The sequence below is a fragment of the Longimicrobiales bacterium genome, from assembly GCA_035764935.1.
Lineage (GTDB): Bacteria > Gemmatimonadota > Gemmatimonadetes > Longimicrobiales > RSA9 > DASTYK01.
The window spans coordinates 1-12,163 of record DASTYK010000027.1 but is presented as its reverse complement, the minus strand read 5'-3'; the positions used below and the strand labels follow the sequence as shown (position 1 = coordinate 12,163).

Here is a 12,163-nt window from a genome sequence, read left to right as displayed (position 1 = left end):
GTCGCGACCGCCCTCGAACACTTCCAAGTCGTTGCCGGTCGCAGGTTTGCAGATCCAACCCGAGCTCCCCATGGCAACCAGGACGAAGACGGTCCGGCGCAAGCAGCCGAAGACTACGCTCGACCGCGAGACGCTGCTGCGCCTCTATCGAACGATGGTCGCCGCGCGGCGGACGGACGACCAGGAGATCCTGCTGAAGCGGCAGAACAAGATCTTCTTCCAGATCTCGGGCGCGGGCCACGAAGCCGTACAGGTCGCACTCGCGGAGCACCTGCGGCCCGGCTCCGACTGGTTCTTTTTCTACTACCGGGATCGCGCGTTCACGCAGGCGCTCGGCATGACCCCGTACGAGCACCTGCTGCAGGCGGTTGCAGCGGAGAGCGATCCGTCGAGCGGCGGCCGCCAGATGCCGGCGCACTGGGGGCACCGGAAGCTGCGCATCACGAGCACGTCTTCGCCCACCGGCACGCAGTTCCTGCAGGCTGTCGGAGCCGCCGAGACGGCCATGCGCGCCAGTCGCGACGACGCGATGCGCAACGGGATCGAGGAGTTCGCGGACGACGAGATCGTGGTCGTGACGACGGGTGAGGGGCAGACGTCGGAGGGGGAGTTCTGGGAAGCGATGAACACGGCGTGCAACCTGAAGCTGCCCGTGCTCTTCGTGGTCGAGGACAACGGCTTTGCGATCTCGGTGCCTGTCGAGGTCAACACGGCGGGCGGCAGCGTGAGCAAGCTGCTCACCGGAATGCCGGGGCTGCTGATCGAGGAGTGTGACGGCAACGACGTGTTCGCGAGCTACGAGGCCGCGCAGCGAGTGGTCGAGCACTGTCGTCAGCGCAGGGGCCCCGCCCTGCTGCACGCGCACGTGGTCCGGCGCTACTCGCATTCGCTCTCCGACGACGACCAGATGTACCGGCCGCAGACGGAGCGCGCCGATGACGAGCAGCGCGACCCGATCAACCGGCTGCGCGCGCATCTCGTCGAGAACGGCCTCGCGACCGACGAGGAACTGAAGGCGATCGAGGAAGAGATCACCAGCGAGGTGAAGGCCGCGAGCGACCGCGCGCTGGAGCAGCCGCAGCCGGCGCCCGAGACCGCCATGCGCTGGCTCTACTCGGAAGAGGTCGATCCGACCGCGGAGCCGTTCGACACCGAGGATGACCCGCAGTACCGCGGCAACGAGACGACCATGGTCGATCTCATCAACGCGTGCCTGCGTGACGAGATGGAGCGCGACCCGCGCATCGTCGTGTTCGGCCAGGACGTCGCCGACGCCTCGCGCGAGGACGTGCTGGAGGAGTGCAAGGGCAAGGGCGGCGTCTTCAAGTGCACGTATGGCCTGCAGCGCCGGTTCGGCAGCAACCGCGTCTTCAACTCGCCGCTGGCGGAGGCGAACATCGTCGGGCGCGCGATCGGCATGGCGCTACGCGGACTCCGGCCGGTCGTGGAGATCCAGTTCTTCGACTACATCTGGCCGGCGATGATGCAGATCCGCGACGAGCTGGCCACCATGCGCTACCGCTCGGCGAATGCGTGGGATGCGCCGGTCGTGATCCGTGTCGCCTACGGCGGCTACCTGAAGGGTGGCGCGATCTACCACTCGCAGACGGGCGAGACGCTGTTCACGCACACGCCCGGGCTGCGCGTCGTGCTGCCCGCGACGGCGGAGGACGCGAACGGTCTGCTGCGCACGGCGATCCGCTGCGAGGATCCGGTGCTGTTCCTGGAGCACAAGCACCTGTATCGCCAGGTCTACAACAAGGGGAAGGACCCGGGCCCGAACTTCATGGTGCCGTTCGGCAAGGCGAAGGTGGTGCGCGAGGGCACGGACGTCAGCGTGATCGCGTGCGGCGCGCTGGTGCAGCGGTCGCTCAACGCTGCCAAGCAGGCGGAGGAGCGCGGCATCAGCGTCGAGGTGGTGGACCTGCGCTCGCTCAACCCGCTGGACATGGAGACGATCGCCGCGAGCGTGCAGAAGACCAACCGCGTGATCATTGCGCACGAGGACGCGCTCTCCTGGGGCATCGGCTCGGAGATCGCGGCGCGGGTCGCGGACGAGCTGTTCCCCTGGCTGGACGCACCGGTCCGGCGCGTCGCGTCGCTCGACACGTGGGTCGCCTACTCGCCCCAGCTCGAGGACGCGATCCTGCCGCAGACGGAGAACGTGCTGAGCGCCATCGAAAGCATCGCGCAGTACTGAGCCACTCTTGGACAGCGACCCGATGACAGACGAGGCGCGGCGCCCTGCACGACGTGGGGTGTCGCGCCTTCTCATTGGCGACGGCCGCAGCGGCGTTCGCAGGTTCGTCGTGCCCGGCGGCTTTGCCGCGTTCACGATCCTGCTCGGGGTCGCATTCGAGCAGGGAGCGGGCGTGGACTCAGCGGTCTTCCGCGTCGCCTACATCGCCGCGGGGATCGTGGTCGGCGTGCTCGCGTCGGTGCTGATGCGCCGCCAGCTGGAGCTGGAGCATGCCTTCGACGACCAGGCGCGGGCGCTGCGCACCGCTGCGGAGCGGCTGAGGCGGCAGGAGGAGCAGGTCCGCATCGCGATCGAGGCGACCGGGCTGTACCTGTGGGTGTGGGACCTGCGCACCAACGACATGGAAGTCGCGGAGGAGCTGCGACGCGCACTCGGCATGCATCCGGCCGAGCGCATGACCATCGAACGCTACCTGGAGTTCGTGCATCCCGAAGACCGGGAGCGCGTCCGGCGCGAGCTGGACCGGTTCATGGAGCGCGGTGGCAGGACGCAGGTCGAGTACCGGCTGCAGCTGCCGAATGGAACGGAGCGCGCGATCCACGCGACCGCCATGATGCAGCGTGACATGGCGGGCGAGATGGTGCGACTCATCGGCGCGCTGAACGACATCACCGAGCAGCGTGAGCTGGAGGCGCGGCTGCAGCAGTCGCAGAAGATGGAGTCGATCGGCACGCTCGCGGGCGGCATCGCACATGACTTCAACAACCTGCTCACCGCCATGATGGGGCACGGACAGTTCGCGATGGCGGCGTTGCCGCCGAACAGCGACGTCCGGCCGGAGGTCGAGGCGATGCTCATTGCGGCAGACCGCGCCCGCCTCCTGACCCGCCAGCTCCTGGCGTTCTCGCGCCGGCAGATCCTGCAGCCCCGGCCGCTCGACCTGAACGATGTCGTGCGCGACATCGCGCGGCTGCTGCATCGCATCATCGGCGAAGACATCCGGCTGGAGCTGGACCTCGCCGACATGCCGCTGCAGGTGCACGCCGATGCGGGCCAGCTCACACAGGTGCTGCTGAACCTCGCGACGAACGCGCGCGACGCGATGCCGCGCGGCGGATCGTTCCGCATCCAGACCGTGTCGGAGACCGTGTCCCCCGACCGTGCACGGGAGCTGGAGATCCAGCCCGGCCGCTACGCGGTCGTTCAGGCGCGTGACACGGGCGTGGGCATGAGCGCCGGCACCATGGCGCGCATCTTCGATCCATACTTCACGACCAAGCCGGTCGGGCGCGGCACCGGCCTCGGCCTTTCCATGGCGTATGGCATCGTGCGCCAGAGCAACGGCCACATCCGCGTGGAAAGCGAGCCGGAGCACGGGACCTGCTTCTACGTGATGCTGCCGATCACGGCAGGCGAATCGGCGTAGCATGCCGTCCGCACTGGCCTTTCTGCGCGCGCACCAGCGCCCGGAGCGCGCACGGGTGCGCGGGCTGGCGACGTCGTACCAGCGCAGCGGCATCGGCATCCCGGCCGACCTGTACCTGCCGGCACGCGGCAACCGCAAGCTTCCCGGCTATGTGATCCTGCACGGCCTCACGCGTACCGGGCGCGCGCATACCGGGCTCCGTACCTTCGCACGGGCCGTCGCCGCGAGCGGTCACGCGGTGCTCGTCCCGGAGATCCCGGAATGGCGTGCGCTGCGTGTTGCTCCTGCGATCACGATCGAGACGATCCAGGCAGCGGTGCGGTCGCTGCACGACCGGCCGGAGGTGGATCCCGCGCGCATCGGACTGGTGGGCTTCTCGTTCGGTGCGACGCAGGCGCTGATCGCGGCGAGCGATCCCGACACCGCGGCATTGCTGCGCGCGGTCGTCGCGTGGGGCGGTTACGAAGATCTCGAGCGCATCTTCGTCTTCGGGCTCACGGGCGAGCACAGCCTGGACGGCGTGAGCTACCACATCGAGCCGGACCCGTACGGCCGCTGGATCATGCTGGGCAACTATCTCACGGCGGTGTCCGGCCACGAAGCGGATGCGGACGTCGCACGTGCGGTGCACACACTCGCGCTGGAGGCGGGAGAGCTCGGTGTTCCGGCCTGGGACGCTGCGCTCGATCCGCTGAAGCACCGGTTGCGCACATCGCTCGGCAGTGCACACCGTGAGCTGTTCGACCGGGTCGCCCCACCGGCAAACAGGCCGGCCGAAGGAACACCGCAGAACCGTGCTCTCGCACATGCACTCGCACGCGCGGCACTCGATTCGGATCCGCTGCTCGACCCCGCACCGTACCTGCCGGTGCTGCGCGTGCCCGCACTGCTCGCCCACGGGCGCGATGACCGCCTGCTCCCATTCACCGAGACCGTGCGGCTGTCACGGGTGCTGCAGGACCGGTTGATCCACTCGGAGATCACGGCCCTGTTCGCACACTCCGGCGGTGCGCAGCACGACCTCGGCGCAGTCGGTCTGGCGCGCGAGGGGTACAGGTTCCTGCGGCTGATCCGCGCACTGCTGCACACGCTCTGAGGCGCGGACCCAGATCGGCAGACACGGGTAATGGACAGACGCTGGCTCCGCACCCAGGTCGTGCGGCTCACTCTCAGGCGCCGGGAGCTGATGATGGATTCTCCGCCGGTACCGGTTTTTCTCGCGGGGCCGTTCCCCGTCATTCACAGCATCGCGATCAATCGCGAGGAGCACGACGTGGACCTCGATGTTGCCCTGCTGATCGCGGGTCAGCCCAACATCCTTGCGTCCACGAGGTTCCCGCTGGATGACACGTGGGAGCGTATCGTGTCGGCGCTGGAGAGCGGCGATGCGCGCCTGGGCGTGGCGGGCGTGCCGCACGAGGTGGAGAGCATCACGGATGGTGCGCGGGTGTACCCCTCCGCCTACATCGGGCTGGAGTGCGCGAATGGTGAGCGGCTGGTCCTGTCCCACATCCGTGGCCTGGATGCGGAGGTCGATCCGGAGAGCTACGCGCGCGAGGTGATCGACTCACTGCTCCAGGGCATGGGCCCGGATGAGCTCGGAGAGTGCGTAGACGACTAGCGCAGCCTGTCCAGCGCGGCGATCGCGGCGTCCAGCAGCGCGCGCGCAGGCTCATCGCCAAGCCACTCGCGGCCACGATCGACCGGCATTGAGAACCGTGCCATGGTGTCGTGGCCGCCGCCGTTTCCCCCCTCCCCTGCCAGCTCGCGCGCGAGCGCACCTGCACCCGGCGGTGCACCGAGGTGCCGGACGGATACCGTCAGCTCGTCCTGCACGTAGCCCGCGGCGAGCGCCCAGCACGCGGTATCGATTCCGAGACAGAAATCACCGAGATCGGCGAGGATGTGCGACGCTTCCGGCGTGAGCTCCCCGGCGAACGCGACCACCACGTCGTCCTGCTGACACAGTCGGTCGAGTGCTGCGCCGAACGCGCGCGCGGCTTCGACCGGGTAGGCAGGTCGCTCCAGGCGGTTCAGCACCTCCATGTCGGCGCGTTCCTGCAGGAACGCGTACGCCTCGACGTCCTCCGGCGTGACCTTGCGTGTCAGTCCGTCGGTATCCGTCTTGATGCCGAACAGCAGTGCGGTCGCCAGCGACTGTCCCACGCGCTGCTCGTCCATTGCGCGGAAATACTGCGTGAGCATCGTGGCCGTGGAGCCAAGGTGCGGCCGCACGTCGTGCAGCGATGCGCACAGGCAGTGGTCGAATGGATGGTGGTCGATCACGGCGAGCTTCGGACCGTCCGGCACGCACAGGTCGGCTGGTTGCATGTCGACGGCGATGACGCGGTCGAACGCGAGCAGCTCGTCACGGCCCACCTCGACGACGCGGATGCCGAGCAGGTCAGTCATCCGCCGGTTCTCCGGCCGGGTGATCGCGCGCCGCGTCACGATCGGCATGGCGTCGGGGGAGCGCTCCAGGAGCGCACGCACCGCAAACGCGCTCGACACCGCGTCGGGGTCCGGGTCCGGGTGCACGAGGATCGGCACGGTGTCCGCACCCGCTGCAAAGTTGCGCAGGCAGAACACCCGCCGTTCCGCCTCGAGCCGGAGCAGCTCCTCCTCGATGTCGATGCGCAGGACGTCGCGCAGCTCACCGGGGCGGGCCAGTGTGCCGTCACCGGGGGCATCGGGGATTCCGCTGGCGAGGATCAGCGCGGCCGTATCGCTGCGCACCTGCCGGATGGCACGGACCACGTCGCGCGCGCGATCGTGGTCGCGCAGCATCACGACCGCCGTGACCGCACGCGCGCCGCGCACCCACTCGTAGGTGCCCGGCTCGGTCGGGTCACCATGGAAGCGCTTGCCGTCGCGCCGACCTCCCTGGTTCTCCCCCCAGCGCCAGACCTCCCGCTTGCCGGCACGCAGGCTCGCGTCGGGATCGGGCCCGTCGCTGACCACGACGAGCATCGGCGGGCCGACGTCCGTTTCGGTTGCTTGCGTTGCCAAACGACTGTCCCTCGTTGTGCAGATTCCTCGTGCGCAGGCCTCAGGCGGGGGTTGCAACGTCCGTTCCGCGCGCGGGCGCGCGCTTCGTGGCGAAGTGCCAGACACGGTCGACCACCAGCCACGCCACGACGGCCGAGGTCACGACGTCGCTCACGAAGTGCGCGCCGTCGGCGACTCGGGAAAGCGCACACCCCCAGGCAAGGGCCCAGAAGACGATGCGCGCGCGCGGGAACAGCCGCGAAAGGATCGCGGCAGCGCCAAAGGCGACGATCGCGTGGCTGCTCGGCCACGCCAGGCCGCCACTGGAAAGCGGGCGCTCCGTGAAGGAGCGGAAGACGTACTCGCCCTCGTGCGCGCGCGGTCGCTCGCGCCGCAGAAGCAGCTTGAGCAGCTCCCCCGCGATGCCCGCCGCCGCGACGCCGGCCACGATCGTCGCCCCGCGCCACCAGCGCCCGCGGCCGAGTGGCCGGTCGTGCAGCACGAATGCGATCGCCAGCGCGAGCCACACCGGGACGTAACCCATGACGCGCAGCATGCGGCCGAAGTCGTCGGAGTAGACCCCGTCGAAGTGGAAATAGCGCCAGCCGAACGGGTCCAGCAGGTGTGAGAGCCCGATTGCCGCGATGCCGAAGAGCAGGACGCGGAGCGGATGCGACGTCGCCGTGGCTGTGGCGTCGGTCATCGACGCAGGAGCCGCCGCAGGTCCCCGCTCATCTGCTCCGCCGTGAGCTCCGGCCCCCAGAGCATGGCGAGGCGGCCGTCACGATCGAGCACGAGGACATGGGTGGTGTGATCGATCAGCGCATTCCGCGGCGGGGCATGTGCGGCATGTCCGTCCGCCGCGGCGCCGGCAGGGTCGCTGCCCGCGTGGTAGATCCCGTAGGCTTTGGTCACTGCCTCGATCGTGGGCGCGTCGGCAGTCAACCCGAGGAATGATGGGTCGAATCGCTCCACGTAGCCGGCGAGCCGGTCGGGCGTGTCATGCTCCGGATCCACGGTCACAAGGGCGACCTGCACCTGCTCCGCGTCATCGCCGAGCGCATCGTGCACACGACGCAGTTTCTCCAGCGTCAGCGGGCAGGCGTCCGGGCAGCGGGTGTAGCCAAAGAACAGGACCGTCCAGCGGCCGCGCAGGTCGGCGGAGCTGACGGGCCCGCGGGCGGAGACCAGCTCGAAGGACTGCGCCGTCATGGGCGGGTCCAGCAGCGTGCCGTGCCACTCCGCGGAACGGGCACGCACGACGGTGAAGCCGAGGGCGGCGATCAGGACTGCGTTGACCGCGGCGAGCGCGATCAGGATGCGACGGCTGCGCACGGCTCAGGCCCCGGAATCCTCGACGCGGCGGCGAGCGCTCGACAGGTAGCCGGGCTCCAGGTCGAGCAGGTTCGCGATCTTGCGCAGCATGTAGCTCTCATGGCGCGCGATCTGGCCGTCCGTCAGCACAAGCCCCCACATGATCTCGGCAAGCAGTGTCTTCTGGCCCAGGTCGTAGCTGTTGCGGATCAGTGTCGTGAACTGGAAGAGGTCGATCGCGTTGGCACGCTCGTACTCCGCCAGCTCGATCAGCTCCCTCGCGACCTGGGGTTCGAGCCCGAAGTGACGCTGCAGTACCGCCTCGATATGGCTGCGCTCGATGTCCGCGAACTCGTCGTCCGCGTGCGCGAGCTCGAGCAGCAACGCACACGCCGCCACGTGCAGCTTCTCCTGCGCCGCCGGCGCGGGCCGCGCGTGCGCTCCACCGCTGTCGATGTCGATCGCGATGTTCCGCTGGAAGAACGTCCGGATGGGTTCGAGCATCGAGCACTCCAGGAATCGGCTGAGAGCGCGCAAAGTGGGATGAAGCCCGGGGTGCGGCAAGGCCGGGCGGGACGAAATACCCCGCCGCAGAACCGGGCATGCTTCTTCCCATGTTCGGGGGCGGTCCCGCAGATGGAGGTGGGCATGGGAGACAGGATCACGTTCCACGTGATTCCGGCCGGCCAGGATGAGTGGGAGCTGCTGCGCACCAACGAGCGGCGCGGTCAGCTGTTTGCCACCAAGCGCGAGGCGATCCAGGAAGGCCGCAGGATCACGAGCGCGTTCCCCGAAAGCGAGCTGGTGATCCGCGACGAGCGCGGCGGCGTGGAACGGCGCCGTTCGTATCGCGGCACCGACCGGCGGGTTTCGCGGTAGCGCCTCCCCCGCAGTCACGAGCAGGCTCGTCGTCGCATGGTGCGGCGGCGAGCTGTTGTTGTCGGAGCCGCGGAGTCCGCTCTGTTCGATGCCTCACGAAAAGAACAGCCACAACGCGGCGACGGCCACGAGCAGCACGGCAGTCCAGGCGCGGTCCGCCCGACGCGCGCGCACCGACACCGCATCCGTGTCCGGCGCGGCCGCGGTCTGGTAGGTCAGGCCAGCGGTTTTCGATGATGGAGGCGGCGGCGTCAGCAGGCTCACGACGATCGCAAGCAGCGCGCAGAACACGAACAGCAGCGCCGCGAAGTGCAGGAAGTTGATCCGCGCGAAGTCGAGCAGCAAACCGTCTGGCAGGGACGTCGCATTCAGCTCCGCAATCAGGCGCGCCGCGCCGAGCACGAAGCCGCCCAGCAGTGCCGCCATCGCACCCTTCGCGTTGACGCGCTGCCAGAATACCCCGAGCAGGAACACGGCCGCGATCGGCGGCGAAATGTACGACTGCACGCTCTGGATGTACTGGTAGAGCTGGCCCGAGATCAGGTCCATCAGCGGGATCCAGAGCAGGCCGAACACGACGAGCACCGCCGTCGCGATCTGTCCCACGATCACGAGCTGCCGCTCGCTCGCAGCCGGGCGCAGCCTGCGGTACACGTCCCACGTGATCAGCGTCGACGTCGAGTTGAACACGGAAGAAAGCGAGCTCATGAGCGCGGCGAGCAGGCCCGCCACGACGAGGCCACGCAGACCGACAGGCAGCAGTGCGCCGACCAGGCTGGGCAGCGCCTGGTCCGGCGCGGCAAGCTCGAGGTCGCCGGACTGCACCAGCGCGTACGCGATCACGCCGGGCAGCACGAAGATGAAGAGCGGCAGCAGCTTCAGGAACCCGGCGAAGATGGTGCCGCGGCGTGCCTGGGCCTGGTTCTCCGCGGCGAGCACGCGCTGCACGATGAACTGATCGGTGCACCAGTACCAGATGCCGAGGATGGGTGCGCCGAACAGGATGCCGGTCCAGGGGAAATCCGGATCGGTAGCGGGCTTCCAGAGGCTCATGAAGCCGTCCGGCACACTCGTCGTGAGTGCTCCCCAGCCGCCCGCCGCGGACAGGCCGAGTGCAGTCACGGCGACCGCGCCGCCGATCAGCACGAACATCTGCAGCAGGTCGGTATACAGCACGACGCGCAGGCCGCCGAAGATGGTGTAGATGCCCGTGATCACGACGACGATCAGTGCGCCGGTCCAGAAGTCGATCCCCATCAGGGCCTCGAACACGATGCCGCCCGCCGCAATGGTGACGGAGATCTTGGTGAGCACGTACCCGACGATGGAGATGACGGCGAGGTACCAGCGGGCAGCGGACGAGTAGCGGCGCTCGAGGAACTCGGGCATGGTGTAGACGCCGCTGCTCAGGTAGAACGGCACGAAGACCCAGCCGAGGACCAGGAGGATCAGCGACGCGAGCACCTCGAACTGCGCGACGGCGACACCGCTGGCTGCACCGGTTCCGGCGAGGCCGACCAGGTGTTCCGACCCGATGTTGGAGGCGAACAGTGAGCCGCCGATGACGAACCAGCCGGCATCCCGGCCGGCGAGGAAGTAATCGGCCGTGTCGAGTGACTTGCCGCGCCGCTCGCTCACTGTCGCCCAGATCGCGACGCCGAACACGAGCAGGAAGTACAGCGCGATGACGGCCCAGTCGGCTGCGGCAAGCTGATTCACTGCCCCTCCCCCGTCAGAGCGACATCAGCGGATGTCGACAGGTGTGCGTGACATGACGGCCCCTTACGGGATGCGGCGCTCCGCTCCCTGCCACGGTGTTGCGGGCTTGAGCGGGATGGCCATTCCGCCGGTGGCTTCGAGCCGATCGAACAGTGCCGCGCGCATCGCGCTCACATGCTGCGCGTAGGCGGGCACATCGATCAGGTTGTGCTGCTCGAGCGGATCGGTCGCGAGGTCGTACAGCTCCTGCGTGTCCCAGACGCCGTGGTAGTAGATGTACTTGAAGCGCGGACCACGCAATGCAAACGTCGTGGGTGTGTGCGGGAACGCGTGTTCCCAGTAGTACTCGTACAGCAGCGCCGGCTCACCGGGGAGTCCCGCCGGCGCCGGCACCGCGGCCCGTGCATCCTGGCTCGCGGTCCGGGCACGCGCAGCGTCGGAGCCGCTGAGCAGACCCAGAAAACTCGCGCCGTCCATCGTGTGCGTTGCGCGCACGCCGAAGATCTCCAGCACGGTTGGCGCGACGTCGATGTTGCGGACCAGTGCATCGATCGTGGTGCCGGGGTCGATCAGGCCCGGCGCCCACGCCAGCATGGGCACGCGGATCGACGCCTCGTATGCGTGACGCTTGTCGATCAGCCCGTGCTCGCCGAGCAGGAAACCGTTGTCGCCCATGTAGAGGACGAGCGTCTCGTCAGCGAGCCCGGACTGCTCCAGGAACTTCAGAACGCGGCCGACGCCCTCGTCCATCGCCAGCAGCGTCTCCGCGTACGCGCGGTAGAACTCATCGAAGTCCATGTCGCCGTGGTACATGAAGTCGACGCCGTGCCAGCTCTGCCGCTGCGCGCGCACCCAGTGCGGCTTGCCGCGGTAGTTCGACTCCGTGTTCGCCATCGTGACCGGATAGGGGATCTCGATGTCGGCGTACCGGCCGGCGTGTCGCGGTGCAGGAACGAACTCCGCGTGCACGGCCTTGTGCGACAGCACCAGGAAGAACGGTTCGCTGGAGCCACGCCGTCGCGCGAGCCAGTCGAGCGCCTGATCAGTGAGGACGTCGGTGGTGTAGCCCTCGAAACGGCTCCGGGCGCCGTTGACGTTCAGCTCCGGGTCGACGTAGACGCCCTGCCCCCGGAAGCTGACCCAGTGATCGAAGCCGGGCTGCGGCGCGTCGTCGGTCTCACCCATGTGCCACTTGCCGACGTAGGCCGTCGCGTACCCCGCCTGCTGCAGGTACTGCGGGAAGAAGACCGTGCCTGCGGGGATCGGCGACGTGTTGTCGACGATGCGGTGTCGATGCGCGTACTGCCCCGTGAAGATCGACGCGCGACTGGGTGAGCAGAGCGACGTCGTGACGAACGCATTGCGCAGGTGCGCGCCCTCGGCCGCCATGCGATCGAGGTTCGGCGTCTCCAGGAAATCCGGGGCCTCGTCCATGAAGCCCATGAAGTCGTAACGGTGGTCGTCGCTCAGGATGAGGATGACGTTGCGCTGCGGCTGCTGCGCGGTGGCTGATTCCGGAAGCGCGTGGGGGATTCCGAGTCCGAGCGCGAGCGCGAGCGCGAGCGCCGGAGCGAGGCGTGGCGGTCCAAAGCGCCTCACGGGCACCGTCCCTGGAGCCAGCCGCCGGTGAAGCCCGC

General features: G+C 68.5%; 11 protein-coding genes. 5 read left to right on the top strand and 6 right to left on the bottom strand.

What is annotated here, in order from left to right:
* Positions 1 to 70: 70 nt before the first annotated feature.
* Genes VFU06_01850 through VFU06_01835 form a run of 4 tightly spaced genes read left to right on the top strand, consistent with a single transcriptional unit; the run spans position 71 to position 5,247 of the window.
* Positions 71 to 2,200, top strand: a complete 2,130-nt coding sequence (locus VFU06_01850) for a dehydrogenase E1 component subunit alpha/beta (protein ID HEU5208128.1) — start codon at positions 71 to 73, stop codon at positions 2,198 to 2,200.
* A 58-nt stretch (positions 2,201 to 2,258) separates the two neighbouring features.
* The gene (locus tag VFU06_01845; GenBank protein HEU5208127.1) at positions 2,259 to 3,626 is read left to right on the top strand and encodes an ATP-binding protein; all 1,368 of its coding nucleotides are present in this window, start codon (positions 2,259 to 2,261) and stop codon (positions 3,624 to 3,626) included.
* A gap of 1 nt (position 3,627) precedes the next feature.
* Positions 3,628 to 4,722 carry a dienelactone hydrolase family protein gene (locus VFU06_01840; protein HEU5208126.1) on the top strand — a complete coding sequence of 365 codons (1,095 nt, stop codon included), beginning with the start codon at positions 3,628 to 3,630 and terminating at the stop codon, positions 4,720 to 4,722.
* Between the two features lie 30 nt (positions 4,723 to 4,752).
* Positions 4,753 to 5,247: a hypothetical protein gene (locus tag VFU06_01835; GenBank protein HEU5208125.1), complete on the top strand. Its 495-nt coding sequence runs from the start codon at positions 4,753 to 4,755 to the stop codon at positions 5,245 to 5,247.
* On the opposite strand, the gene VFU06_01830 is transcribed toward VFU06_01835, so the two are convergent.
* The 4 genes from VFU06_01830 to VFU06_01815 are packed head-to-tail and all read right to left on the bottom strand — an operon-like array spanning position 5,244 to position 8,432.
* A complete protein-coding gene (locus VFU06_01830; GenBank protein HEU5208124.1) occupies positions 5,244 to 6,635 on the bottom strand; it encodes a DHH family phosphoesterase in 1,392 nt (463 codons plus the stop codon). The genes VFU06_01835 and VFU06_01830 overlap by 4 nt on opposite strands.
* Before the next feature lie 40 nt (positions 6,636 to 6,675).
* Entirely contained in the window at positions 6,676 to 7,317 is a 642-nt protein-coding gene (locus tag VFU06_01825) for a phosphatase PAP2 family protein (protein ID HEU5208123.1), read from the bottom strand.
* A complete protein-coding gene (locus VFU06_01820) occupies positions 7,314 to 7,949 on the bottom strand; it encodes an SCO family protein (GenBank protein ID HEU5208122.1) in 636 nt (211 codons plus the stop codon). The genes VFU06_01825 and VFU06_01820 overlap by 4 nt, the downstream gene beginning before the upstream one ends.
* 3 nt (positions 7,950 to 7,952) lie before the next feature.
* Entirely contained in the window at positions 7,953 to 8,432 is a 480-nt protein-coding gene (locus tag VFU06_01815) for a TerB family tellurite resistance protein (GenBank protein ID HEU5208121.1), read from the bottom strand.
* 144 nt (positions 8,433 to 8,576) lie between these two features.
* On the opposite strand from VFU06_01815, the gene VFU06_01810 reads away from it, so the two are divergent.
* Positions 8,577 to 8,807, top strand: coding sequence for a DUF2188 domain-containing protein (locus tag VFU06_01810; protein ID HEU5208120.1), 231 nt, complete (start codon positions 8,577 to 8,579; stop codon positions 8,805 to 8,807).
* A 93-nt stretch (positions 8,808 to 8,900) separates the two neighbouring features.
* Here VFU06_01810 and VFU06_01805 read toward each other — a convergent pair whose 3' ends face one another.
* Positions 8,901 to 10,526 (bottom strand): sodium:solute symporter, encoded by a 1,626-nt coding sequence (locus VFU06_01805; GenBank protein ID HEU5208119.1) that lies wholly within the window; start codon positions 10,524 to 10,526, stop codon positions 8,901 to 8,903.
* Positions 10,527 to 10,589: 63 nt separating this feature from the next.
* Positions 10,590 to 12,125 carry a sulfatase gene (locus tag VFU06_01800; GenBank protein ID HEU5208118.1) on the bottom strand — a complete coding sequence of 512 codons (1,536 nt, stop codon included), beginning with the start codon at positions 12,123 to 12,125 and terminating at the stop codon, positions 10,590 to 10,592.
* Positions 12,126 to 12,163 lie beyond the last annotated feature (38 nt).